The sequence below is a fragment of the Marinospirillum minutulum DSM 6287 genome, assembly GCF_000422325.1.
Lineage (GTDB): Bacteria > Pseudomonadota > Gammaproteobacteria > Pseudomonadales > Halomonadaceae > Marinospirillum > Marinospirillum minutulum.
The window spans coordinates 649,098-675,511 of sequence record NZ_KE383818.1; the positions used below are offsets into that span (position 1 = coordinate 649,098).

Here is a 26,414-nt window from a genome sequence, read left to right on the forward strand (position 1 = left end):
AAGATCTACTATGGGTGCAGGCGCTCCATGAGGGTATTACCCTTTTTCGCACACCGCATCATACCAGCAGTCATGGGGCTGAGCAATCAGTCAGAAAAAGACCTGTAAGCTTGTTATACTGAGCTGATTTTTTAATAGCTAACCTAGGTAATTTGATTTATGTCGAGTCCCGCTGGCACCCCTTTAGCAGTCAGTTATTTAGAAGTAACCGCCAATGCTGTAGGTCAAAGGTTAGATAACTATTTGTTGAACCAGCTTAAAGGTGCACCAAAAACACTTGTCTACCGCATTATCCGTAAGGGCGAGGTAAGAATTAATAAAAAACGAGCTAAAGCAGATACACGTTTAAACCTAGGCGACTCAATAAGAGTGCCACCTATACGTTTAGCAGAAAAAGCGTCGCAAACACCAGTAGGCAAGAGTTTGCGTGAGTTGTTGTTAGGTGAGGCATTGCTTTTTGAAAATGAAGAAATCATGGTTTTTAACAAGCCTGCTGGTTTGGCTGTGCATGGTGGAAGCGGTGTACGCATAGGGCTGATTGAAGCTTTAAGGCAGGTCAGACCTGAACTAACCGCTTTGGAATTAGTGCATCGGTTAGATAAAGATACTTCTGGCTGTATTCTGCTGGCAAAATCTCGCCAAGCTTTGAATTTTTTGCAAGATCAATTACGTGAAAAAAGCATGGGAAAGTATTATCAAGCTTGGGTGCTAGGTGATTGGCCGAGTAATTTACAAGAAATAAACGCCCCTATAGATCGTGCTTCTTCACCCTCAGGTGAACGCCGCATGAAGGTTGCAGAACACCTAGAAGGTAAGGCTTCCCTGACACGCTTCAAAATTATTAAGAAGCAACAAGGGCTTACGCTAATTGAAGCAGAGCCAGTAACAGGACGAACGCACCAAATTCGTATTCATGCTACTTCAGCAGGTTTTCCTTTAATTGGCGACCCAAAATATGGTAAAGACACAATTAATGAACATTTTCGTCGTGCGGGTATCCCAAGAATGTTCTTACATGCGCGTCGATTAGAATTTTTAGACCCTGTAACGCAACAACGCTTATCAATAGAAGCACCCTTAGAAGAAAGTTGGCAGAAAGTTGAACAGGTTAAGGTAGGAAAACTATGAGTGAGCAACAAGACCCTTGGACTAGCCAAGCTAAGCCAGTTGAAGAGCATAAAAAAACAGGTGAGCCAGAGCAGTGGATGCAAGCCTGGGCGAAGGAAGTTTTATTGGAGCAGCGCCGTGCTAGAAGAGGCCGTTTAATTGGTGGTATTTTTCGTGGTGTATTAACTCTGGCGGTTTTATTGCTAGTCTTTGGTTCAGGAAAGCAGCTTTTATCACCTGCCAAAGAGAGTAACACTGGTGGGGCGCATTTAGCCTTGGTAGACATTAAAGGAACAATTGAAGCAGACGGACGCGCCAGTGCGGTACAAGTATTGCAAGGTGCGCAACGTGCTTTTAAAGCCCCAGGTGCTAAGGCTGTGGTGTTAAGAATTAATAGCCCAGGTGGTAGTCCAGTACAAGCTGGTCAAATTTATGAGGGTATTCTTAAACTGAAGCAAGCTAATCCCCAGTTGCCAGTTTATGCTGTTATTGAAGACTTAGGTGCCTCTGGTGGTTATTACGTTGCAGTTGCTGCGGATACTATTCTTGCTGATCGTGCTAGCCTTGTTGGTTCTATAGGCGTTGTTTCTGGTGGTTTTGGTTTTAAAGAAGCCATGGAGCGCTTAGGCATAGAGCGGAGGGTATTTACTTCAGGAGAAAACAAGGCTTTTTTAGACCCTTTTACTGAAATGAGCACTGAACAGCGCGCTTTTTGGCAAACAATTCTTGATTCAACCCATCAGCAATTTATTCAGCGAGTGAAAGAAGGTCGTGGTGAGCGTTTAGCCAACAACCCACAAATTTTTTCTGGATTAGTTTGGAATGGTGAGCTGGCCTTAGAGCAAGGACTCATTGACGACCTAGGTTCAGTGTTTAGTCTTCAAAGCAGCTTAGGCCTAGAGCGTCTAGTTAATTACACACCAGAACCTAACCCTTGGCAGTTAATAGAAAAACGTTTAGGAACAGCGTTTAAATCAGCTTTTATCGAGCTTGCTGCACCGAGTTATTAGTAGGCAAGTAAATGAAAAAATCTGAGTGTTTAGTGTTACTTTATTTTAAATCTATGTAGAATAGAACGGTCAGTCTAATTTGCCATAAGATAGCCAGGTTTTTGGCATCACCATTTTTATACGAGGTTGTTATGCGCATGCCTTTTCGTCCTGTATTTCTTGTTACTCTGCTAGCAAGTGCCCTGCTAGTGGGTTGTGATAAACAAGAAAACCCTGCTGCAGCCCCTATGGCTGCACCTGCTCAAGAAGTTTCTGTTGTAACCCTGGAGACACAAGCAGTAACTTTGCATCGTGAACTTTCTGGGCGTACTCACCCCTTTTTAATTGCAGAAGTTCGCCCCCAAGTCAGTGGGCTAATTGAACAGCGTTTATTTACTGAAGGGGCGCTAGTTGAAGAAGGTCAACCGCTTTACCAGTTAGACAATGCCCTATACCTAGCCGAATTAAATAGTGCTAAGGCTTCATTGCAGCGTGCTAAAGCCTCTTTAAGTTCTGCACAACGTGTGGCTAAGCGAGCAGAAAGCTTGCGTGCTACTGGCGCAATTAGTCAGCAGGGTTACGATGATGCCATTACTGGTTTAGAGCAAGCGCAAGCAAGCCTAGCTGTAGCAGAGGCAACGGTACAAAGTCGTCAAGTAACACTAAGCAATGCCCGTATTACCGCACCGATAAGCGGCAGAATTAGTATTTCCACAGTAACACGTGGTGCTTTGGTTACGGCCAATCAGCCTCAAGCTTTAACAACAATTCAGCAGTTAGACCCTCTGTACATTGATGTTAACCAATCTTCTAATGAATGGTTAAGATTACAGCGTCAGCTTGAATCTGGCGCTTTATCTCGTTCCGAAGACGTTGATGTGGTTATTACGCTGGAAGATGGTAGTGAATACCCTCACCCAGGTCGAATGACACTAGCTGATGTAACTGTTAACCAAAGCACAGGTAGTTTTGCCTTACGTGCTGAAGTGCCTAACCCTGATCACCTACTTCTACCGGGTATGTATGTAAGAGCACGTATCAATATGGGTACGCGTGAAAATGGCTTGCTAGTACCTCAGCGCAGCGTTGCACGTGATGCGCGTGGCGATACCTTTGTAATGCTAGTGAATGGCAGCAACCAAATTGAACGCCGCACGATAGTAGTTAATCAAACCATTGGCGATCAGTGGTTAGTCGATTCAGGTCTTGAAGCAGGTGATCGTGTTGTTGTTGCAGGCCTGCAAAAAATTCGCCCAGGTGCAACGGTAACCACCGTTAAGGCCGAATAAGGAGTAGCTTCATGGCTCGTTTTTTTATAGATCGTCCTGTTTTTGCTTGGGTGATCGCAATTATTATTATGTTGGCAGGGGGATTAGCAGCCTTAAACCTGCCTGTTTCTATGTATCCACCGATTGCGCCGCCAACCATTGATATTCGTGCTTCTTACCCAGGTGCTTCAGCGCAGGTCGTTGAGAACTCAGTTACTCAGGTGATAGAGCAAAACTTAACGGGTTTAGATGGTTTGCTGTATTTTTCATCTAACAGTTCATCTAATGGTGCAACGCAAATTAGTCTGACCTTTGCTAATGGTACTGACCCTGATACTGCACAAGTGCAGGTACAAAACCAAGTACAGGTTGCTATGCCGCAGTTGCCACAAAGTGTGCAGCAGCAAGGTGTAAGGGTAAACAAATCAAGTACAGGTTTCTTGCAGGTACTGGCTTTTGTTTCTAGTGATGGAAAAATGTCCCGTGCAGATATTTCAGATTATGTTAGTACTAACCTAGCTGAACCTTTAAGCCGTGTTCCCGGTGTAGGTAGTGTTCGGGTGTTTGGTGCTAAGTATGCCATGCGTATTTGGCTTAACCCAGAAAAACTGGATACCTACCGTTTAACCACAAATGAAGTGATTGCTGCTATCAAGGCACAAAATGCTCAGGTGGCTGTGGGGCAATTAGGTGGTACGCCTGCAAGAGAAGGTCAGCAGCTTAACGCAACCATTAATGCACAGGATCGTTTACAAACGGCTGAAGAATTTCGTGACATAGTGATTCGTGCTAATACCGATGGCTCATTACTGCATTTAGGTGATATTGCCAAGGTGGAATTGGGCGCTGAAAGTTATGACTACCTAACCCGCTATAATGGCAAAGCCGCTAGCGGTGTTGCTATTTCCTTGTCGTCTGGAGGTAATGCACTTTCTACCTCTGATAACGTTGCTAAGTTAATGGAAGAGCTAAAACCTTTCTTTCCTGAAGGTTTAGAAGTGGTTATTCCTTTTGATACCACGCCTTTTGTACGTGTTTCTATTAAAGGGGTTTTCACCACTCTGGTAGAAGCTATCGTACTAGTATTCCTGGTTATGTACCTTTTCTTACAGAATATACGTGCCACGATCATTCCTACTATTGCAGTACCTGTCGTTCTTTTAGGTACCTTTGGGATACTTGCAAGCTTAGGCTTCTCTATTAACATGCTTACCATGTTTGCCATGGTGCTAGCCATAGGTTTGCTGGTTGATGATGCCATCGTTGTTGTAGAAAACGTGGAAAGGATTATGGCTGAAGAGGGCTTGTCGCCTTTGGAAGCTACACGAAAATCGATGGATCAAATTACTGGTGCACTGGTAGGTATTGGCTTAGTTTTATCGGCCGTATTTGTACCCATGGCCTTTATGACGGGGTCGACTGGGGTTATTTACCGTCAGTTCTCCGCCACCATTGTTTCAGCTATGGGTTTGTCGGTACTGGTTGCTATTGTCTTAACACCAGCCCTCTGTGCCACCATGTTAAAGCCCATTAAAAAAGGCGATGAACACGAAAAGAAAGGCTTCTTTGGCTGGTTTAACCGTAACTTTGAGCGCAGTAGTGCTACCTACCGTCGTGGTGTGAAAGGTATGCTGGTTCGTCCTGCGCGTTTTATGCTGGTATTTGCTTTGTTAGTGGTATTTATGGGTTGGATGTTTATTCGTCTACCTAGCTCCTTCTTACCGCCAGAAGATCAGGGTGTGCTTATTTCACAGATTATTGCCCCCGTTGGTGCAACACAAGAACGCACCATGGAAAGCATTTATAAGCTAGAAGACCACTTTATGAATAATGAGCCAGACAGTGTTAAGTCAGTGTTCACTATTCAAGGCTTTAGTTTCAGCGGTGTAGGTCAAAATGCTGGTATTGCTTTTGTTAAGCTTAAAGACTGGTCAGAGCGTACTACACCCCAAACGGCTGCAGGTGCAGTTGCCGGGCGTGCTATGGGTGCATGGCAAGGTTTGAAAGATGCCATTGCCTTTACCTTCCCACCACCAGCTATGCCTGAATTGGGTGTTGCAGCAGGTTTTAGTTTCTTCTTAAAAGACAATGCTGGGCAGGGGCATGAAGGCTTGTTAAATGCGCGTAATCAGCTGTTAGGTATGGCTAACCAAAGTGAATTGCTAACACGTGTAAGGCCTAATGGTCAGGAAGACACACCACAATTTAGAATTGATATAGATACCGCACGCGCTTCTGCTTTGGGTTTATCTATGGCAGAAATCAACGCAACCCTTTCAACGGCTTGGGGTGGTGCTTATATAGATGACTTTATTGATAGAGGCCGTGTTAAGCGTGTTTATATGCAAGCAGAAGCCGAATTCCGTATGTCGCCTGAAGACCTTTTGCTTTGGTCGGTTAAAAACAATCAAGGTGAGATGGTACCTTTTGCAGCCTTTGCTTCTACACGTTGGGATTATGGTTCACCCCGTTTAGAACGCTTCAATGGCATAGCCGCTATGGAAGTACAGGGTGAAGCAGCACCTGGGGTTAGTTCAGGTGAAGCCATGGCAGAGGTTGAGCGTTTAGTAAGGCAGTTACCGGCAGGATTTAGTGTGGATTGGAGTGGTTTGTCTTATCAAGAGCGTGAAGCAGGTTCTCAAGCACCCTTGCTTTATGCCTTATCCTTGCTCGTTGTATTCCTTTGTTTGGCAGCACTTTATGAAAGCTGGATAGTGCCTACTGCAGTTATGCTAGTGGCACCGCTAGGTATTCTAGGTACTGTGCTAGCCAATACTGCGCGTGGTATGGAGCAAGATATTTATTTCCAAGTAGCCATGTTAGCAACGGTAGGCTTAACCAGTAAAAACGCGATTCTTATTGTTGAGTTTGCTAAGGCTAATTTAGAGCAGGGTATGGAGCTAATTGAAGCAACCCTAAGTGCAGTTAAAGACCGTCTACGTCCCATTATTATGACTTCGCTTGCCTTTGGTTTAGGTGTCTTGCCTTTAGCTATAGCAACAGGTGCAGGTTCTGGTGCGCAGCGTGCCATAGGTACAGGTGTACTTGGCGGTATGTTAATTGGTACTTTCTTAGGTATTTTCTTTATTCCTTTGTTCTTTGTCGTTGTACAAAAGCTCTTTGGAAAGAAAAACCTAGTTAAAAGTAAAGAAGCTTAAGCTGGAATAAAGGTGACTTGTGCTCTATGAAAGCATAGAATAGTCGCCTTTACAGGCTTGCCCTGTTAGTTTTTGCGCTGAAGTGTCTTTGTGCTTTGACACTTAGCTTAAGTCACTCTATTATTACGCGCTTGAATTTTATGCAAAACGAATACTTGCGTCACCCGCTGGATCCTTGGAAGCTATGTACTGCAGAAGGTGCAATCAGTGTTGATGTGCCCATGCAAGACATGCAAAGGCTGCAGGAAATGTTAGTGAGTGCTGAAGGTAAGGCTCATTATGAGTTGCACTTCAGCTTAGGCCAACACCGCCTGTTGCAAGTTCAAGGAAAAGTTAAGGGTGAAGTGACACTGGAATGCCAGCGTTGTCTGGAAGCAGTAAGTCAGACACTTGAGAGCGAATTCCTGTGGGGACTGGTGACCAGCGAAGAAGCGGCAGTTAACTTGCCACGAACGCACGAGCCGGTATTCATAGAAAATGAGACACTCGACCTTCTGCCTGCTTTAGAAGATGAATTGATCCTAGCCTTACCTTTGGTGGCTTACCATCCAGAGGGTAGTTGTAAGGTTCCAGGTCAGCTCACTGAGCAGCAGCCTGAAGTTCAAGTATCTACAAAGAAACACAACCCTTTTAGTGCTCTGGCTGATTTGAAAAAATCACTTAAATCCGGGCAATGAATGTTTAAGTTTGGCTTAGTAAACCTGGGAGTAAATCATGGCTGTCCAAAAATCTAAAAAAACCCGTTCTGCACGTGGCATGCGTCGTGCACACGATTCTCTAACCGCTCCAGCACTTGCTGTTGATGCAACAACTGGTGAAGTTCACCGCCGTCACCATGTGACTGCAGAAGGCTTTTACCGTGGCAAGCAAGTTATTAATAAAGACGAAGATTAAGTATTGATCTGCACGGGTAATTGTTGTGCAGATTAACCTAGCTATAGATGCTATGGGCGGGGACTTAGGTCCCCGTACTAATATCGCCGGTGTGTTATTAGCCCTACTGCAAGACCCCCTCCTAAGCGTTACCCTTGTTGGTAAAAAAGAACAACTTCAAACCCTTCTTCTACAGCATCACTTAAGTAGTGAATTTGCTGAGCGCATTCATTTGTTAGCTAGTGATGATGCCATAGGTATGGATGAAGCGCCTGCTTCTGTCCTGCGTAGCCGTAAAAACTCCTCTATGCACCTTGCTGTTAAGCTAGTTGCTGAAGGCCAGTGCCAGGCAGTGGTGAGCGGTGGCAACACGGGTGCTTTAATGTTAATTAGCCGCCATTATTTAGGAATGCTACCGGGCATAGAAAGGCCTGCAATTAGTACAGCCATTCCAACCTATAAGGGTCGAAGCTACCTACTGGATTTAGGTGCTAATATCGACTGCCAACCCGAGCACTTGTTGCAGTTTGCTCTAATGGGTTCGGTGATGGTGAATAGTATTGAAGGTAAGGCTAAACCCAGCGTTGCTCTCCTTAATGTGGGGCATGAAGCGATTAAAGGTAATAGCTTGGTAAAAGCTGCGGCACAGTTAATAGAAGAAGACGCTAGCCTTAACTATGTTGGTTATGTCGAAGGTGACAAAATTTTTAGTGGTGAAGTTGATCTAGTGGTTTGTGATGGTTTTACCGGCAATATTGCTTTAAAAACCAGTGAAGGCTTAGCGCGTTACTTATCAGGTCAAATTCAGGGTTTATTCCATAAAAATCTTTACAGTCGTCTTGTTGGTTTAATGGCTCGTCCGCTTTTGCGACAGCTTAAACAACAAATGGATCCTGTACGCTATAATGGCGGTAGCTTCCTTGGTTTACAGGGCTGTGTGGTTAAAAGTCATGGCAATGCCGATGCCAAAGGTTTTTCCTTTGCGATAACACGCGCAGCCACTGAAGCCAGACAAGGGTTAGCTGACCAACTTCAAACGGCTATGCAAAAACTTACCCCACCGCAAGACTAATGTTGAAAGCTGATCCACTAACAGGCTATAGCCTCTTGGCAATGCTACTTCTAGCCTTGCTAGCTAGTTTTGGTTGGCCTTACTTAGCCAGCTTAGCTGGGTGTTTTGCTTGGTTTGCGGCCAGCCGTATGTTTACCCGCCTACTGCCATTACAAAGAGTCCAAGTGCTAATTATGTTTGCTTTAGGCACTGCTGGCTTAGTTTATGGGCAGTTTCAAGAAGGAAAGGTGCTCTGGTGGCTAAAAGCACTGGAAGGCAACCAAGGGCTAATTAGTATGCTGCTATCAGTTAGCTTTTTAAGACTAATAGCAATTACCGAGCTAGCTGCAAAAGAAAAACTTCCCCTTGGTCGGACGGCACTTTGGAAAACCCTTTTGGGTGTACATGCATTTGGTGCCGTTATTAACTTTTCTGCAATGATTATTATGGCAGATAGGTTAGCTGCCAAGCAGGGTTTAACACCCTTGCAGGCCTTGGTCATTACACGTGGTTTTACCCTAGCAGCTCATTGGTCACCCTTTTTTGCCTCTATGGGGGTAGTGTTAATTAGTGCGCCTGGGGCAAGCTTATGGAAGCTAATGCCAGTAGGTTTAGTGTTAGCTGCGCTAGGCTTGGTGATTGCTGGCTCTCTGCTACTGCGTAAGCCTGAAGCAGAGTTAACTGCTGCCTATCCTATGCATTGGCAGGCATTAACCCTGCCCTTGGTGTTGGCGGTTAGTGTGTTAAGTATTCACCTAGTAAAAGAAGACATTCCAGTTTTAACGCTGGTTTCTTTATTATCTTTATTATTTACCCTGGTATTATTGCTAGTGCGCTACCGTTATAAGACTAAACAGTATTTACGCCAACATATTGAGATTACTTTACCTAGTATGTCAGGTGAAACCCTTTTGTTTTTGGCTGCTGGTGTTCTAGCTGCAGGTTTGGGTTCGGCACTAGAGGCGGCAGAGTTTTCGTTGCAGTTAGATGTTTTTGGACCTTGGCAGGCTTGGCTGCTGTTATTAGTTTTGGTGGTTATTTCAGGTTTGGGCGTTCACCCTGTTATTAGTATTGCAACTGCTGGTGGCTTGTTTTCGCCTTGGGTTACAGACCCTAACCTGCTTGCGTTAGTGTTTTTAATGGCTTGGGCTTTGGGTGTTAGTCTTTCGCCTTTGTCTGGTACACATTTAGCAATGCAGGGACGTTATGGCTTGTCTTCCTATGCTTTTACCCGCTGGAATTTAGGTTACGTTGCTATCTTACTACTAGTACAGTTAGCGGCATTACACTTTTATGCATTTTTAAACTAACGTTACCTAGTGCTAACATTATTTACAGTATTTAGATTACTCATTCAGTAGAGTAATTGGAGTAAAATCAACAGGGAGTGCGGCATTGAATAACAATTATCGACGTATGTTGCAGTTATTAGAAGGTATTAAGCAACCTGTTCCTATTCCTCTAGGTAGCGCAGGTTTTTATACGGATATTAAGCGATCAGAGCTAGGTTTGAACTTTGCAGCTAAGCTTAATGGGCAGGTGCACCGAGCAAGAATGAGCTTAACTTTAACTGCTGATCAGCAAATTAAAATTCTTGACCTAGTCGGAACGCAACCTCTTATTGATTTAGAAAATGCCAACCCCTTGTCAGGGCAGGGCGTTTCTAGTTTTCTTGTAAATACCCTAATTAACACGTTAAGTAATGTGCTGCCAGAAACAGCAATAGTGACCGGTCGTTTAAAGGCACCACAATCCCTTGTACTTGAACCCTTAGCAGCCAGACGAAATTTTTGGCGACGTTTTGGGTTTGATATTGAGGGTTGGGGAGAAGGGCGAGAGCGGGTAATCTGTGAATTGGGTAATTTAGAAACCTATCCAGAGCGTTTGTTAGGCTCAGAACTTACTCGTGGGCTAGACTTAATGCATCAGCATTTAATTGATTAGCTAGTATTTTATAGCCAAAAAAAACCCCAACATTGCGTTGGGGTTTTAATCTTAGGCGCTAAAATTAACCAGCAAAGTTCTGGTTAACAAAGTCCCAGTTAACCAGTGCCCAGAAAGCTTCTAGGTACTTAGGACGCGCATTACGGTAGTCGATGTAATAAGCGTGTTCCCATAGGTCTACTGTAAGTAGTGCAGTGTGACCTTCAGTCATAGGTGTGCCAGCGTTAGAAGTGTTAACGATTTCTAGTTCGCCCGCTGCATTTTTTACCAGCCAAGTCCAAGATGCACCAAAGTTATTCACTGCTTTGTTATCAAATTCTTTTTGGAACTCAGCAAAAGAACCCCATTTAGCGTTAATTGCATCTGCAATAGCGCCAGTTGCAGCACCGCCACCCTTAGGGCTTAGGCTATTCCAGTAAAAAGTATGGTTCCAAACTTGAGCCGCATTGTTAAATACAGGGCCAGCAGGTGCAGACTTAATGATATCTTCTAGGCTTTTGCCTTCAAACTCAGTACCTGGTACTAGTTCGTTTAACTTAGTAACGTAGGTTTGATGGTGCTTGCCATGGTGGAAGTCTAGTGTTTCTGAAGAAATGTGCGGCTGAAGCGCATCTTTTGCAAAAGGTAGTGCTGGTAGTTCAAAAGCCATGGTGAATCTCCTTTTTATTGCTCATCAAGTGTGGTTATAACTATTAGATGGTGTCAGTATCAGCAAATTTCAAGGGGTGCTGATACAAATCAATCAACAGATGAATAGTAACATTCACTTGCAGATCTGACAAACCCGAGCTTTTTAGTTGGTTATACCTAGATTGATAAATAAAGGATAAACTATTTTCTTTAAAGTGTTGCTGTGGCTAGTAGCAGTAGTTCTTGGCAAAATAGATAAAAGTTTTTTAACAGAGTACAACCACTGGTGAATTGAGTTATGCCTAACCGTAAAGAACCTCGCTTAGAAATAGAAGAAGCGCAACCTGCAGCTAAGGCTAAACCTGAAATGAATCAATCTGAAGCTGATACGCCTAAAGCCAGTAAAGGCCATATAAACAATGGGCCTAGCACTAGCAAGCAGATTTCAAGTGAGGCTGCTAGCCCCAGTCAAAGCGGTAGTTCCTTTAAAAGCTGGTTAGCCATTTTACTTGCGCTAGTGGCTTTAGGATTATTGGCTTGGCAATACCTGGAAGCTCAACAGCAGCAAGCGTCGATGCAGGTGTTAGCAGAACGAATTCAAGAGCTGGAAATACGCCTTTCTGAAACAGGCGAAGATTTATCCACCGCTGGTAGTAGCTTTAATGAAAAATTGGTAGAAGCAAAAGCTGAAATAACTGAACTCTGGTCAGAAAACGACAAACTATGGAAAGTGGCTTATCGTACTAACCGACCTGCAATCAGCGCATTAGAAAACCAAACTAAAACGCTAGACAAAAACCTAAGTAAAATAGAGCAACAGCTAGCCACTAGCCTTGCCGCCAGTAATTCAGCAGTAGAGCAAAATAAAAACTTAGCGGCTAATCTGAAAAAAAATAGCGATGAACTTAATGTTCAGATTAAAGAATTAAACCAGCAGTTAGTTGTAGTCAACCAACGCCTAACAGAGGTTAGTCTAAACACTAGTACCCTAGACCAACGCTTACGTGATCAAGACCAGGGTAAACAGCTAGCAACTTTACAAAAACAGCTAACAGATTTAAGCACCAAAGTTAGCCAAATACTGCCAGATGATTTGCAAGCCAAGCTGGTTGAACAAGAAGAAATATTGGCCTCGCTTGAAGCTAGCCGTGGACAGCTAGTCAGCCGAGTCACACGTTTAATGGAAGAAGTGCGTGAATTACAGCAGGCAAAATAAACCCTGTTAGGAGGCTAGCTAAAAAGTTGTTATGATAGCTCGCCTTATAAGGAAGTTAGTTATTTTTACCTATTTAGTTGAGGTTGTGTTTTGACAAATACCCCTGCCGCCCCGTCCGGATCAAAAAGTCCTACCAATAAGCGCCGTCGCCGCAGAAGCCCGTCGAAACGTCGTCCTAACGCATCCCGTGTTGCTCCAAATACACCTACTAGTCAGCAACAAGGAAAAGATTTTATGGCCGACTGGAATCCAAAAGACCATCAGGTTGCCGCAATGGAAGGCAAACTACGCTTCCAAGATTTAAAGCTGCCTAATGCGTTACTACGTGCAATAAGTGAGCAAGGGTTTGATTACTGTACGCCCATTCAAGCTCAATCTTTATTTTATACCCTGCATGGCATAGATTTAATTGGTAAAGCACAAACAGGTACGGGTAAAACAGCCGCCTTTTTAATCGCTATTCTTACCTATTTGTTAGAAGAAGAAGTACCAGCAGGACAAAAAATAGGTGCACCTAGAGCATTAATTTTAGCGCCTACCCGTGAGCTAGTAATTCAAATTTGTAAAGATGCCGAAACACTCATGCGCTACACACCCTTTAAACTACTTTCAGTAGTGGGTGGTATGGATTACGTTAAGCAGCGTGATCAGCTAAGGGGTGAAAAGATAGACCTGCTGGTTGCAACTCCCGGGCGACTACTCGATTTCCACAGCAAGCGCGATGTTGATTTGCGTGAGGTTGAAGTCCTGGTATTAGATGAAGCCGACCGCATGTTAGACATGGGCTTTATCCCTGATGTGAAGCGCATTATTCGTGCCACACCCAATAAAGAACAACGTCAAACCTTATTGTTCTCGGCAACCTTCACCCAAGACATAATGAATTTAGCAGATCAGTGGACTATAGCACCACAAACGGTTGAAATTGCTACCAAAATTCAAGCGTCAGACAATATTGAACAACATGCTTTTTTAGTGGCTGATACCGACAAAACAGCACTTTTAACTCGCTTAATTAAACATTGGGGCTTAACCAAGGTATTAGTTTTTGCTAACCGCCGCGATGCAACCCGCAAAGTTTATGAAGCACTTAAAAAAGCAGGCATTAACGTTGATATGCTGTCAGGCGAAGTAGAACAAAGAAAACGCATTACCACTTTAGAAAACTTCCGTTCTGGACGTATAGAAGTACTAGTAGCTACCGATGTGGCAGGTCGGGGTATTCATATTGATGATATTAGTCATGTCATTAACTACAACCTTCCAGAAGACCCGCAAGACTATGTTCACCGCATTGGTCGTACAGGTCGAGCCGGTGCACTAGGTACTTCCATTAGCTTTATAGGCGAAGAAGACGCTTTTGCTTTACCAGCAATTGAAGGGCTAACTAAGAATAAGTTGCCTTGTGTTTATCCCCCTGATGAGCTGTTAAAAGAAGAGGCATGAATCCTCAGTGGCAGGCACAAATTCAGCAAGCCTATCGAGACTTCTTAGCCGGTAGAGGAGCCAAGGCGCGTCGTGGTCAAGCACACATGATTGCCGACATTGCCAAAAGTTTTGCTGCCATCACCGAAGATGATGAGGGCAGGCGTACAAGCCAACAACAACTTATTGCTATAGAAGCAGGTACAGGCACAGGAAAAACCCTTGCCTACCTGCTAGCAACCCTACCCATTGCACAAGCGCGCGAAAAAAAACTGGTTGTAGCAACGGCGACCATAGCCCTGCAAGAACAGTTATTACTTCGTGATTTACCCGACCTAGCCAAGCTCACCAGCATCAAGTTTACCTATGCTCTTGCTAAGGGGCGTGGGCGCTACGTTTGTACTGCACAATTAATTAAAGCTTTAGACAAAAATCAGCCAGAAGAAGATGAAACATTGGATTTGTTTCAGGCAGAACTAATGAAGCAAACCAGCAGTTCAGGACAAGATAGATTAGAAAAATTGGCAGAAGACCTTTCTTCTGGTGCTTGGGATGGTGATAGAGACGCACTAAAAGAAAACCTACCCAATGAAGTGTGGGAAAGGCTAACCACAGATCATCAACGCTGCACTAATCGCCGCTGCCCATATTTTACAGGGGCTTGTCCTTTTTTTAATGCGCGGCGAGCCATGGAGCAGGCAGACTTAATCGTTGCTAACCATGACTTGGTATTAGCAGATTTAGCCTTAGGTGGCGGTGTTATTTTACCGCCACCGGAACAAACCTATTATGTGTTTGATGAGGCTCACCACCTGCCAGATAAAGCCATAAATCATTTTGCGGCCAACTTTAGATTTAATGCTGCTCTAAATTGGTTGCGATTATTAAAAAAATCTCAGCCAGAAGTTTTAAAAAAGCTAGGAGCAACTAGCCCAACAGCCGCTAGTCTACTTAAACAGTTGAATGCACCCTTAGAGGTTTTAGAAAGAGACTTGGGTGCACTTTATAGCCAACTGTATGAACTAGTTGAAACCCTTCCTAGAGACTCAAGCCCTGCAGTCCACCGTTGGCCTAAGGGTGTTTTATCGCCTAATTTGCAGGCTTTTTCTGAACAGCTAGTTATTCACTTTGCTACCCTCTGCCGTATTTTAGAAAGCTTGGTTAATCTCTTAAAAGAAGCGCAAGACCCAGAAAAAAACTCCAGTATTGATGCAGAACTCGCCGGAGAATGGCAGCCACTTTTGGCCGTGCTGCATACTCGTTCTCAGTCGGCGCATCAGCTATGGATGCTTTGCGCCCAGCAAGACCCACCTAACCAAGCACCTTTAGCACGCTGGTTAGTTAGACACAGTTTAAGCGAAGGTGATGAAGACCTAGAGCTTTGTGCTAGCCCAGTAACTGCGGCGGGAGATTTAGCGTATCGGCTTTGGTCACGCTGCTATGGTGCTACCCTTACCTCGGCAACGCTTACAGCACTAGGCAAGTTCGATAGGCTACGCCAAAGAGCCGGATTAACGGCTGGTACGCCTTGTAAAACCTATGAAAGCCCTTTTAACTACCCTGAGTTAGGGGTGTTTGAAGTGCCTAAACAAGCGTGTGACCCATCACAAGCTGAAGCCCACACCGATGCTATTTTAGACTATATGCAGGAATACCTAGACCACCCAGAAGTTGCAGCTTTGGTGCTGTTTAGTTCCCGCCGACAAATGAATGAAGTGTATGACGGTTTAGCAACTCAGTTGCGTAAAATAACGCTAACCCAAGATATGCTGTCTAAAAATAGACTAATTGAAAAACACCGTCAGCGTATAGATGAAGAAAAACCCAGCATTATTTTTGGTTTAGCCTCTTTAGCCGAGGGCATTGATATGCCAGGTAAATACCTAACGCATGTGGTGATAGTGCGCCTGCCTTTTTCTACACCCGATGACCCTGTTGATGCCACCTTAGCAGAATGGATAGAAGCCAGTGGCGGCAACCCTTTTATGCAAATTAGTGTACCCGATGCCAGCATCCGCCTAGTACAAGCCTGCGGTCGTTTAATTCGCACTGAGCAAGATATTGGGCGGGTTACGCTGCTAGATAGACGCATTCTAACCAAGCGCTATGGTAGCCAACTACTGAATAGCCTCCCACCCTTCCGACGTGAAATAAACTAGCCAATGTAAAGTTATATTTCATTAATATTTCTAAATGAAACGGAATTGATGTTTTTGTCTTTCTAACTTAAATATGTACTTTTAATAATGCTATTCCTTCCCTATGCTGTAGGTAATGAAGATGAAGGCACATTAAGCATGAACAAAAGTACAGCTCAGAAGTTGGCCACTAAAATATCGACTTGCCTTTACTTGCTACTCTTAGTCAGTGGCATGGGCTTGGCTTCAGAAAAAGTTGTTATTCAGCTTAAATGGCTACATCAGTTTCAGTCGGCTGGTTATTATGCCGCTTTAGATCAAGGTTATTTTGCTGAAGAAGGCCTAGATGTAGAGCTAAAAGAGCGGGATCTGGAGCAGAGTAATGTTGACCTAATCTTAGAAGGTAAGGCTCATTATGGTGTAACAGATTCCATAGTGCTTTTAGATCATCTAAAAAGGAATGGCATTGTTTTAGTTGCACCTATTTTTCAGCACTCACCTAATGTTTTAATTAGCTTAGGTACTTCAAATATTACCCGCCCTAAAGACCTAGTTGGTCGCCGCTTAGCCTTCTATGACAATGATACCGATGGCATTTCTTTATTGGCTATGCTGGCTGAACAAGGCGTGCTAGAACAAGGTTTGATTCGTGATCAGCTTAAAAATCGAATTAATCGCCTAATTAACGGTGAAGTAGATGCCATAGCCGCTTACAGCACTAATGAACCCTACCTTCTCAGAGAAATGGGTTACTCAGTGAATGTTATAGACCCTAAGCACTACGGAATGGATTTCTATGGTGATATTTTAATTACGTCCAGTAAAGAAGCAGAAGAAAACCCACTAAGAGTTGCTGCCCTAAAGCGTGCCGTTTTGCGTGGCTGGGAATATGCCTTAGATAACAAAGAAGAAATAGTTAACTTAATTCTTGAAAAATATAACACCCAAAATAAAACTGCCAAAGCTTTGATGGCAGAAGCTCAAGGTTTAGAACCCTTAATTGCAAGGCATACCACAGAGTTAGGTACTTTAGTTGAAGGCAGGCTAGAGTATATGCTTGCTCTCTTAGCCAAAACAAAAATAATTAATACAGAATTAACCCAATCAGAGTTAGAACAGAGTGTTGGGCGACTTGTTTTTGATAGTCAGCCAAATAAAGAGCTAAATTTAAGCCCAGAAGAAAGAGCGTTTTTGGCTTCTAACCCCATTTTAAAAGTTGGTATAGATCGTAACTGGCCACCTTTTGAGTACCTAGATACTAACGATGCAGCCTTGCAGGGTATTAGTAGAGATTACATAAAACTACTAGAGGAGCTATTGCAGCTCAAGTTTAAAATTCAAGACCAGCTTAGTTGGCCAGAAACCTTGGATGAAGCCAAAGCAGGCGGTATAGATTTTTTTCCAGCCATTACCAATACCCCAGAACGTAGAAGGTATTTGAACTTTACACAGCCTTATATACGTTCTCCGATGATTATAGTGACGGATAATCAGGTTAGCTTTATTTCTAACATGAGTGAGTTGAATGGTAGGCGAGTAGCTGTAGTAAAAGGCTATGCATCACATGAAATGCTAGAAAAAAACCATCCGTTGATTCAACTCGATTTAAGAGACAGTGCCATAGAAGCATTAAAAGCTGTAGCCGCAGGTGAGGTTGACGCATTTATTGATAACCTTGCTGTTGCTAGTTATTTAATACGTACACAGGGTTTGGCAAACTTAAAAATTTCCGGTCAAACACCCTATTCTTTTGATTTATCTATGGCTGTACAAAAAGATCAACTAGTACTTAAATCTATTTTAGCTAAAGCACTAGCGCATATTTCAAGGCAGCAGCACACCAGTATTTATGATAGCTGGGTTACCTTAGAGGTAGAAAAAGGTTTTCCTTGGAGCAAATTTTTACCACCATTTATTGGGCTAGGCTTAGTTATGCTACTGCTCTGCTATTACACCTTGCATTTATTTAAGCTGAATCAACGCATTCGAGTAGCGAACTGTAAATTAAAGAAAGCAGAACTAGCACTAAAAGAAAAAAATGCCCAGTTAGAAAAAGTCTCAATTACCGATAAACTGACGGGCGCTTACAATCGCCATTTCTTAGATAAAGCGTTGAGTGATCAACTGGCGCTAGCACTAAGGCATAAGCGACCTATGTCGATAGCTTTATTTGATTTAGATTTTTTTAAAAAGGTTAATGATAATTTTGGGCATCAGGTTGGTGATAAAGTGCTACAAACCTTTGTTGAATTGGTCAAAAAAAATACCCGATCAACAGATATGTTTGGTCGTTGGGGTGGTGAAGAATTTCTACTGATTTGTCCAGAAACTAATAAACAGCAAGCTTGTTTGGTTGTTGAAAAAATTCGCTTGGCTTTAGAAAAACAGTTATTTGAAGAAGGTATAAAACAAACGGTAAGTGCCGGTGTAGTAGAAGCTAAGCAAGGTATAACCGTTGATAATATGCTTTCTTTGGTAGACCAAAAGTTGTATCTAGCTAAAGAGGCTGGGCGTAATAAAATCATGAGCTGAGTCTTATTAGAAACAGCTCATGAAGTGTTAAATAAAAACGGTTAAGTTTTAAACTGACTTACTTGATCGTTTAGTGTTTCTGCTAAACGTGCTAAATCGTGGCTAGCTTGGGTTGTGTGTTCAGAACCTTCTTTCGTTTGACTAGAAAGCTCATTAATATTCACCACATTGCGGTTTATTTCATCTGCTACTGCGGCTTGCTGTTCTGCAGCACTGGCAATTTGAATGTTCATATCAGCAATTAAATGAATTGCCTCACCCACCTGGTCTAATGCTGCTGAAGTTTCTTTGGCATGGTTTACTGTTTCAGCGGCTTTTTTACGGCTTTCAGACATGGCTGTATAAGATTCACTTGCTTCTTTAACTAAACGCTCAATTGTTTCATGAATCTCGGTAGTGCTTTCTTGAGTACGAGCCGCTAAACCTCGGACTTCATCAGCAACAACGGCAAAACCTCGACCATGTTCGCCTGCACGTGCGGCTTCAATGGCTGCGTTGAGTGCTAAAAGGTTGGTTTGTTCTGCAACTGAACTAATAACATCCATAATAATACCGATGTTTTCTGTACCTTCTTTTAAGCGGTCAAGTGTGACTGCTGTTTCCTCAATGCTCTCATCTAAGTCGGCCAAGGTTCTTAAAGTTGCATTTAAACGCGTCTGGCCTTTTTGTGCTTGCTCAGTCGCCTCACGTGCTGCACCAGCAGCTTGTGTTGCATTGGTTGCTACTTCTTGAACAGTAGCAGTCATTTCGTTCATGGCTGTTGCCACTTGGTCTGTTTCTTGGCTTTGTTGGTGAACGGTTTGTGAGCTTTGTTGTGTTACAGCAGAAAGTTCTTCAGCAGCGGCAGAAACGGATAAAGATGACTGATGTGTTTGCTGCACTAGCTCTTGAATTTTACCAATAAAGCGATTAAAAGCGCGATTTATTTGTGTTAACTCATCATTACCATCTAAGGGAAGTCTATGAGTTAAGTTGCCATCACCTTCTGCAATATTAAACATTTCTTTACGCATGGCATTTAAGGGGCGTTTAATAGAGCTAATAACTACTAAAATTAAGCCAGCCATAACTAAGCCCGCCACTATAAAGCTAACAAAAAGCTTCATAGCATGGTGCCATAATAAAGTGCTCATAGTGTCTAGATACACACCATTAACAATGACTAGCCCCCAAGGCTCAAAGGTTTGGTAGCCTGCAAGTTTAGCAACAGGGTCTGAAAAACCTGGTTTTTCCCAAGTGTAAGAAGTGTAACCCTGACTGGCAGATGCAGCTTTATTTAAAATATCTTGAATAAACGCAAAGCCCTCTACATCCTTGGTGTTTAGCATGTTGGTGTTTTCTATAGAGGCATTAGGGTGCATAACTGCTAGGCCCTGTTTGTCAAAAATAGAAAAATAGTCTTTATCTTGACCATTAGTAAAGCGAAACTCTTTAATAATCGCAAAGGCTTTGCTTTGTGCTTCGTTAGGAGTGAGTTGGCCGTTTTGTGTTTGTTGGTGAAAATGCTCTAGCGTATTGTGGCTTAGCTCGAGCAGCTGCTTAAGCTGAAGGTTTTTTTGGTTTAGAATAGCGTCGCGCTCTTGCTTCATAGCAAGAAAGCTGACTAAACCTATTGCGAGTAAAGCAAAGGCTAAAATTAGCCATAGACGTAAATTTATTGTTAGCTGTCTGAGCAAGAGCTGCATACGAGTAAGATCTCCATAAAAACGAATGGTTTAAGTTAAAAGTAGCACGGAGATCTTTATTGTTATGAAGCCGCGATTTAGAAGTTTTGTTAAGCTAGAATTAGCTTTAATTTATTTTTGTTGGGATTTTAAGGTTAAGGATTATCCTTTCAAGCTACTGTATCCGCAAGTGCTATAGTTTAGCTAATTGTAGATATATGTTCTTTACTGTTTTAAGGAGTAATCAATGAGCTTTTCTTCCAGCCTCTACCCTGAAACCTTAGGGTGGGTTGCTTGGGTTATTTACCTTCTTTTTTTAATTGTTGCTTTGTGGCAGGTGCCTTGGCGAATTCTATTAAGAGAAAAGGGTTTGCAGCACCTTTTTTTAGGTAGCATTGTTTTAGTCGCTTTTTTATGGCAAATGCGCGCAGGTATTAGTTCACAAGTAGCTATTCATCTTATTTTAGCTACCAGTTTAACGCTGATGTTTTATTGGCCTATGGCGTTAATTGCTACTAGCATTGCACTGGTCAGTGTAACTTTAACCGGCAAAGCAAGCTGGGATATGTTTGGCGTTAATGCGTTGCTGATTTGTGTTTTACCCGTTTTTGTTAGTCATTGGGTGTGGCGTTTTGTGGAGTGGAAACTACCAGCCAACTATTTTATTTTTGTGTTGGTTGCTGCAGGTTTAGGCAGTGTATTAGCTGTTCTTAGTACGGGTTTACTAGTGATAGCCATTACTTGGTTTTACACTTCTAGCTATCAGTTTAGTCACCTAGCACAAAATTATTTCTTATTTTTACCACTAACCTTGCCACCAGAAGCCGTGGTAAATGGCATGATTATTAGCGGTTTAACTGCCTATCTGCCCGATTGGGTAAGAGCTTTTGACCCTAAAAAATACCTAGATGAAGCTTAATTAACTAAAGCGGTTAGCGCCTTACTGGCCGTTTTTGTAACTTGCGCTGTAAAGTACGACGGTGCATACCCAAAGCACGGGCAGTAGCAGAAATATTACCATCATTCTCATGTAGCACTTTTTGTATGTGTTCCCAAGTAAGGCGGTTAACCGACATGGGCTGTTCTGCTAGTGGCGTGTCGGGATTGCCTTCTTGTTTTTGGAAGGCAGCAAGAATTTCATCAGCATCAGCAGGCTTGCAAAGGTAGTTAACGGCACCTAGCTTTATGGCTTCTACTGCTGTCGCTATGCTGGAATAACCGGTTAGCACCACAATTTTAGACTGTGGTGATGCTTCAACCAACTGAGGTAGAAGGTTTAAACCTGAGCTGCTCTCTAGCTTTAAATCTAAACTAATTAAGTCGGGTTCAAAGGCGTGGGTTTTTTCTAAGGCTTGCGCTTCATCAGCGGCAACTTCTACCTCATACCCTCTTTTTATAAAGGCGCGATGTAAAACATGAGTAAAAATCTCATCATCATCAATGATTAAAATTCGTGTGTTTTCATCCTGGTGTTCATCACTACACATTAAACTACTTCTCCTGCTTTCCTGTCTTGGGTAAAACTGATTTAACTGGGATTCTGACTTCCGTCAAGGTTCCACCGTGTTTGTGATTATACAGCTGTACGGTGCCACCAAGTCGATTAATTGTGGCATGAGTTAAAAATAGCCCCAAGCCTAGGCCTTTACTTTTAGTTGACAAAAAGGTTTGCCCTAAACGCTCAGCTATTTCCATTGGAATCCCTGGCCCTTGGTCATGAATATCAATTTGTGCTTCTTGGGCTGTCCAGTGAATAATGATATTAACGGGTTCACTGCTTGCATCAGCGGCATTATTTAATAGATTAATTAATGCTTGCTGTAGGGTAATGTCATCAGAAATACGGGGTTCATCCTGATTGTTATCTGGCCAATCTATGCAATAACGTACATCAGGGCGTAATACTTCCCAGTGCTCTAGCACTTGTTTGCAAAAGCTTTTTAAGGGTTTGCATGCAGGGTTTAATAGTTTGCTACGGTCAGCATTACTTACTAGCGATTGGAGAGTTACCTTGCAGGTGTCTACTTGGTTACGTAATAAAGCCAAGTCTTCACTTAGCTGGGGATTGTTTTTATGCTCGTTACTTAACTCTTTTAATATAACGGCCATAGTGGAAAGGGGAGTGCCTAGCTCATGTGCTGTACCAGCCGCTTGGGTTGCCACTGCCATAATTTGCTCATCGCGCAAGGCATGTTCGCGTGTCTGAGATAAATCAGCGTCTCGCTGGCGTAAAGATTGCGCCATTTTAAAAACAAAGACCGTAATTAAGCTGGTACTTAAAACAAAATTTACCCACCTGCCTAACAGGTGAAGGTTAAGTGGGCTACTGCTTGCAGGCTGGGCTAGTTGAGGAACAGGGTGATGAAAAAGCATGAGTAGTGGGTAGGCTAATAAAATATAAGCAGCAATAATCCAAGTTGAACGCCAAGGTAGAGTGGCTGCAGAAATGGTTAGAGGAACTAAAAAATAAGAAATAAAAGGGTTGTTTGCACCACCGGTAAAATAAAATAGTAGGCTTAACCCTGCTACATCAGCTAATAGATGCAAAAGGTATTCTGTATCTGTTACAGGGCCAGGCCAGCTAAGTCGCCACCAAGTCAGTAAGTTAACTAAGGCCATGGCAAGAATAACGGAAAAAACAGCAATAACTTGTAACTTGAAATTTAGAACTTCCAGCCCAAAAATTATCCCACCTAAAAAGCCTGTCCAAGTAATGCCACGCACTAGCGTTAAGCGTAAAAGGTTACGTCCTGGAGTAGAAAGGGGTAGGGGTTGGGTTGGATTGTTGTTCGGCAAGTGATTGTTCCTAAAGGGCTATTGGTTAAGTTGTAATGAGTTTAAGTTGCAGGCTTTTAAATAAAGTAACTCACTAGCTTATCTGATTGATAGTTTAATTATACTTAGGTATAACCTTAAATTGCTTTAGAAGTCGATACTTTAGTCTAGGCTTGCCTTTTTTAGTTGTTCGGGCGAGTATCTATGACTTAAGTCAATGTTATTTTAAATCAATAAATATCATGAGGTAAACAACCTATGAGCTCAATAGTCTTAATGCTTTTAGGGCTTGGTGGCATGGCATTAGGTTTTTTTGTTTATTCAAAATTCCTTGCACTTGTTGTATTCAAGCTAAGCGATACTTTTATTACTCCGGCCCATGAGTTTGAAGATGGGGTCGACTTTGTGCCTACCAACAAGTTTGTATTGTGGGGGCATCACTTTACCTCAGTTGCTGGTGCAGCACCTATTGTAGGGCCAGCCATTGCCGTTATTTGGGGCTGGTTACCCGCTTTTTTATGGGTCACTTTTGGCACCATCTTCTTTGCCGGTATTCACGACTTTGGTGCCATTTGGGCCAGTGTGCGGAATCGTGCTAAATCGGTGGGTACTTTAACGGGAGAAGTTGTAGGTACGCGTGCACGGGCTATCTTCTCTATTGTTATCTTCTTAGTTTTATTAATGGTAAACGCTGTCTTTGGTGTAGTAATTGCTCGCCTACTCATAAACAACCCAAGTGCAGTTGTTCCTGTCTGGGGCGCTATTATTGTAGCGCTAATTATAGGCCAAGCGATTTACCGCGCTAAAATCAGTCTGCCACTGGTATCTTTATTAGGCGTAATTGCACTTTATGCGCTTATTTATATTGGGCCTGATGTACCTCTAGCTTTACCTGCAGAGGGTGTTATAGGTTTATCGCCAAGTGCTGCTTGGATACTCATTCTTTTTGCCTATGCAGCCATAGCTTCACTTTTACCTGTATGGGTGCTGTTACAACCCCGTGACTACATTAACGGCTTACAGTTATTTGTTGGCTTAATTGCACTTTATGGTGCCATTTTAGTGGCTAACCCAACTGTGGTTGCACCCATGATTAATATGGATGTTCCCGCTGGAACGCCTTCGATGATTCCCTTGCTCTTTGTAACCATTGCCTGTGGTGCTATTTCTGGTTTCCACGGTTTAGTTGCCTCAGGCACAACTTCCAAACAGTTAAATAAAGAAACCGATGCACGTTTTGTTGGTTACTTTGGTGCTACCGGTGAAGGTGCACTAGCTTTAGCCGCCATCATTGCTGCAACTGCAGGCTTTGCAACCTTTGCCGATTGGCAGGGCATCTACCATTCCTTTGGCCAAGGTGGTGTACAAGCCTTTGTTACTGGCGGCGCGAATATATTAAGTGCTGGCACAGGCTTAGATATTGCTGTGGCTGGTACGATGTTAACGGTAATGGCTGCTTTGTTTGCCGGTACTACTATGGACACAGGCCTGCGTTTACAGCGTTATATTTTTCAAGAGTGGGGCGAAATTTATAACATTAAGTGGATGGCTAAACCGCTACCTGCAACCCTTTTGTCGGTAGGTTCCTGTTTAGTGCTAGCCTTTGGTGCCGGTGGTGCAGAAGGTTCAGGTGGTCTACTCATTTGGCCTTTGTTTGGTACGTCTAACCAGCTGTTAGCCGGTTTAACCTTGCTGGTTATTACGGTTATGTTGGTGCGTCGTGGTTCACCCACTGTTTTCACTTTAGTTCCTTTAGTGTTCATTCTAGTCATGAGTCTTTATGCCTTGCTTGAACAGCTAAGAGGCTTCTACTTAAAAGAAAACTGGTTCTTACTTGGTTTGGGTGCAGTAGTACTTGTTGCTGCAGTCTTTGTGACGCTGGAAAGTGTTGCAGCCCTTAAACGTGCCAAAGCAGAACGTAAGGAAACTGAAGCAAAAGAAGCTAACTAGGCTTTTATATTAGTAAGCAGCCACTCATCAAATTTAGGTTTGGTGGGTGGCTAGTTTTTAGCAAAACTCTTTGGCCCTAAAAACTGTTGAACTTATAACGAGGGCTTTATGAAAAATACCTTTTCACGCCTTAAATATATCTACAAAAAAGCCAGTGCAGCTGGCGCTGAATATTATAATGCGCCTTATCGTGCCGCCATTGCCCGTGCCCAGCGTGATGAAGATGATTTGTTTATGTTGTTAATCTTCAGCGAAATGATGGGCATTCCTAATCCTGCTAGCTGGTACTGTTTAGAGCTACAACCCCTATTGTTAGAACGCTTTCATGCTTGGCATCTGCGTATGGGCATGGAGCGCTCACCCTACGATCATTTCCGCTGCTGTTAATCATTCAATTTAATGCTGGAGCTAAACATGCTAAACCTACCCCAATTACTGGCAGAAAAAAAACTCATTATGGTGGGTGGTAAAGGAGGCGTGGGTAAAACCACTACTGCAGCAGCCCTAGCCGTAGCAGCAGCAAAAATGCATCGCCGTGTTTTGTTGATTTCTACTGACCCAGCCCACAGCCTAGCCGATGCGTTTGATCAGCCGATTGGTGGCAAAATCACTAAGATGGCGCCCAATTTAGATGCTTTAGAGTTAGACCCCAATGAAGAAGTAGAAGCTTATTTAGATAGAGTATTGCGGCAAATGCGCCGTTATGCCGGGCCAGATCAGGTGAATGAGCTAAGACGGCAGTTACGTTTAAGCAGTCAATCACCAGGTGCTCAAGAAGCGGCAGTTTTAGAGCGTATGGCCAATTTAATTGAAGAAAGTGATGCCGATTATGACTTGGTTATTTTTGACACAGCACCTACTGGGCATACACTTAGGCTACTTGCATTACCAGAAATTATGGCCGCTTGGACAGACGGACTGTTAAAGCATAACCAGCGCTCAGAAAAACTAGGCAAAACACTAGCACACTTAACGCCTAATCGAAGCCTAGACACACCTTTTGAAGATCCCACCAAAAATGCCACGGAAGGCTTAGATAAACGCAGCCAAGAATTGACTGAAACACTCTTGGTTAGACAAAGCCTGTTTCAGCGTACTCGACGCAGATTAAATGACAGCAAAAATACGGCTTTTATCTTTGTGTTAACACCCGAAAAACTACCCATTTTAGAAACTACCCGAGCCATCAATTCTTTAAAAGAAGCCAAAATTCCTGTGGCTGGTGCGGTGATCAATCGCATTATGCCAAACCCTGGGCAAGATCCTTTTTGGGTGGCTCGCTTTGAACGCCAACAAGCACAATTAAAAGAAATAGCTGAAAAGTTAGCCGGTGTTGAAACTTTAGCCATGCCTTTAATGGCCAGTGATATTCAAGGCATGGATCAGCTAGTAAGCTTTGCAGAGCTATTTAATTAATAAATTCAATAGCTACTGTTAAAAATAAAATCCCTTGGCATGGTTAATGGCAAGGGATTTTTATTAGCTAAAACTTAGCTTAGTTGGACAAGGCTAGGGAATTAAAAAGTAGCGCAATGCCCACCTGTGGGCGCTTGGCCTGAACCTATGGCGATAATTGGTGCTTCTAAACGTAGGTTAACGGGTTGCGCTGTTTGCCAATCCCATACAAAGAAACCCACTAAAACCGCCCAAAACACGACTACTCTTACACTGGTTAATTTATTCATAACGAGCAA

22 protein-coding genes are annotated in these 26,414 nt (G+C 43.1%); 17 read left to right on the forward strand and 5 right to left on the reverse strand.

The annotated features are described in order from the left end of the window. Positions 1-159: 159 nt before the first annotated feature. The 9 genes from H571_RS15180 to H571_RS0112695 all read left to right on the forward strand — a co-directional run bounded on the left by H571_RS15180 (position 160) and on the right by H571_RS0112695 (position 10,390). Positions 160-1,128: an RluA family pseudouridine synthase gene (locus H571_RS15180; protein ID WP_036218220.1), complete on the forward strand. Its 969-nt coding sequence runs from the start codon at positions 160-162 to the stop codon at positions 1,126-1,128. Continuing rightward, entirely contained in the window at positions 1,125-2,117 is a 993-nt protein-coding gene (locus tag H571_RS15185) for a S49 family peptidase (RefSeq protein WP_051168336.1), read from the forward strand. Before H571_RS15180 ends, H571_RS15185 begins: the two co-directional genes overlap by 4 nt. 131 nt (positions 2,118-2,248) lie before the next feature. Then, a complete protein-coding gene (locus tag H571_RS15190) occupies positions 2,249-3,385 on the forward strand; it encodes an efflux RND transporter periplasmic adaptor subunit (RefSeq protein WP_051168337.1) in 1,137 nt (378 codons plus the stop codon). A gap of 11 nt (positions 3,386-3,396) precedes the next feature. Then, positions 3,397-6,522, forward strand: coding sequence for an efflux RND transporter permease subunit (locus H571_RS0112670; protein WP_027849637.1), 3,126 nt, complete (start codon positions 3,397-3,399; stop codon positions 6,520-6,522). Between the two features lie 140 nt (positions 6,523-6,662). Further along, positions 6,663-7,199 carry a YceD family protein gene (locus H571_RS15640; RefSeq protein WP_156887880.1) on the forward strand — a complete coding sequence of 179 codons (537 nt, stop codon included), beginning with the start codon at positions 6,663-6,665 and terminating at the stop codon, positions 7,197-7,199. A gap of 37 nt (positions 7,200-7,236) precedes the next feature. Then, positions 7,237-7,416 (forward strand): 50S ribosomal protein L32, encoded by a 180-nt coding sequence (gene rpmF / locus H571_RS0112680; protein WP_027849638.1) that lies wholly within the window; start codon positions 7,237-7,239, stop codon positions 7,414-7,416. Between the two features lie 25 nt (positions 7,417-7,441). Next, on the forward strand, positions 7,442-8,467 hold the full coding sequence (gene plsX, locus H571_RS0112685) for a phosphate acyltransferase PlsX (protein WP_027849639.1): 1,026 nt from the start codon (positions 7,442-7,444) through the stop codon (positions 8,465-8,467). Then, a complete protein-coding gene (locus tag H571_RS15200) occupies positions 8,467-9,756 on the forward strand; it encodes a hypothetical protein (protein WP_036218225.1) in 1,290 nt (429 codons plus the stop codon). The genes plsX and H571_RS15200 overlap by 1 nt, the downstream gene beginning before the upstream one ends. 85 nt (positions 9,757-9,841) lie before the next feature. Further along, positions 9,842-10,390, forward strand: coding sequence for a hypothetical protein (locus tag H571_RS0112695; RefSeq protein WP_156887882.1), 549 nt, complete (start codon positions 9,842-9,844; stop codon positions 10,388-10,390). 64 nt (positions 10,391-10,454) lie between these two features. Here the strand turns inward: H571_RS0112695 and H571_RS0112700 are convergent, their stop codons facing one another. Beyond that, a complete protein-coding gene (locus H571_RS0112700) occupies positions 10,455-11,039 on the reverse strand; it encodes a Fe-Mn family superoxide dismutase (protein WP_027849641.1) in 585 nt (194 codons plus the stop codon). A gap of 279 nt (positions 11,040-11,318) precedes the next feature. Between H571_RS0112700 and H571_RS15645 the strand changes: the two genes are divergently transcribed. The 4 genes from H571_RS15645 to H571_RS0112720 all read left to right on the forward strand — a co-directional run bounded on the left by H571_RS15645 (position 11,319) and on the right by H571_RS0112720 (position 18,331). Next, positions 11,319-12,236 carry a hypothetical protein gene (locus H571_RS15645; protein ID WP_027849642.1) on the forward strand — a complete coding sequence of 306 codons (918 nt, stop codon included), beginning with the start codon at positions 11,319-11,321 and terminating at the stop codon, positions 12,234-12,236. A 90-nt stretch (positions 12,237-12,326) separates the two neighbouring features. After that, a complete protein-coding gene (locus H571_RS15210) occupies positions 12,327-13,682 on the forward strand; it encodes a DEAD/DEAH box helicase (protein WP_036218228.1) in 1,356 nt (451 codons plus the stop codon). Further along, positions 13,679-15,820, forward strand: a complete 2,142-nt coding sequence (gene dinG / locus H571_RS0112715; protein WP_027849643.1) for an ATP-dependent DNA helicase DinG — start codon at positions 13,679-13,681, stop codon at positions 15,818-15,820. The genes H571_RS15210 and dinG overlap by 4 nt, the downstream gene beginning before the upstream one ends. Before the next feature lie 138 nt (positions 15,821-15,958). Next, on the forward strand, positions 15,959-18,331 hold the full coding sequence (locus H571_RS0112720; RefSeq protein ID WP_027849644.1) for an ABC transporter substrate-binding protein: 2,373 nt from the start codon (positions 15,959-15,961) through the stop codon (positions 18,329-18,331). Positions 18,332-18,372: 41 nt separating this feature from the next. Here H571_RS0112720 and H571_RS0112725 read toward each other — a convergent pair whose 3' ends face one another. Then, positions 18,373-20,016, reverse strand: coding sequence for a methyl-accepting chemotaxis protein (locus H571_RS0112725; RefSeq protein ID WP_027849645.1), 1,644 nt, complete (start codon positions 20,014-20,016; stop codon positions 18,373-18,375). A gap of 226 nt (positions 20,017-20,242) precedes the next feature. Here H571_RS0112725 and H571_RS0112730 point away from each other — a divergent pair, with 226 nt between their 5' ends. After that, positions 20,243-20,914 (forward strand): energy-coupling factor ABC transporter permease, encoded by a 672-nt coding sequence (locus tag H571_RS0112730; protein WP_027849646.1) that lies wholly within the window; start codon positions 20,243-20,245, stop codon positions 20,912-20,914. Positions 20,915-20,927: 13 nt separating this feature from the next. Here the strand turns inward: H571_RS0112730 and H571_RS0112735 are convergent, their stop codons facing one another. Then, a complete protein-coding gene (locus H571_RS0112735) occupies positions 20,928-21,482 on the reverse strand; it encodes a response regulator transcription factor (RefSeq protein WP_027849647.1) in 555 nt (184 codons plus the stop codon). 4 nt (positions 21,483-21,486) lie between these two features. Continuing rightward, positions 21,487-22,791 (reverse strand): ATP-binding protein, encoded by a 1,305-nt coding sequence (locus tag H571_RS0112740; RefSeq protein WP_027849648.1) that lies wholly within the window; start codon positions 22,789-22,791, stop codon positions 21,487-21,489. A 237-nt stretch (positions 22,792-23,028) separates the two neighbouring features. Here H571_RS0112740 and H571_RS15215 point away from each other — a divergent pair, with 237 nt between their 5' ends. The 3 genes from H571_RS15215 to H571_RS0112755 all read left to right on the forward strand — a co-directional run bounded on the left by H571_RS15215 (position 23,029) and on the right by H571_RS0112755 (position 26,136). Next, a complete protein-coding gene (locus H571_RS15215; protein ID WP_036218232.1) occupies positions 23,029-24,720 on the forward strand; it encodes a carbon starvation CstA family protein in 1,692 nt (563 codons plus the stop codon). A gap of 108 nt (positions 24,721-24,828) precedes the next feature. Then, positions 24,829-25,107, forward strand: a complete 279-nt coding sequence (locus H571_RS0112750) for a cory-CC-star protein (RefSeq protein WP_027849649.1) — start codon at positions 24,829-24,831, stop codon at positions 25,105-25,107. Between the two features lie 27 nt (positions 25,108-25,134). Further along, positions 25,135-26,136 carry an ArsA family ATPase gene (locus H571_RS0112755; RefSeq protein WP_036218235.1) on the forward strand — a complete coding sequence of 334 codons (1,002 nt, stop codon included), beginning with the start codon at positions 25,135-25,137 and terminating at the stop codon, positions 26,134-26,136. Between the two features lie 101 nt (positions 26,137-26,237). Here H571_RS0112755 and H571_RS15970 read toward each other — a convergent pair whose 3' ends face one another. Continuing rightward, positions 26,238-26,405 carry a hypothetical protein gene (locus H571_RS15970; protein WP_169445777.1) on the reverse strand — a complete coding sequence of 56 codons (168 nt, stop codon included), beginning with the start codon at positions 26,403-26,405 and terminating at the stop codon, positions 26,238-26,240. Positions 26,406-26,414: the final 9 nt, after the last annotated feature.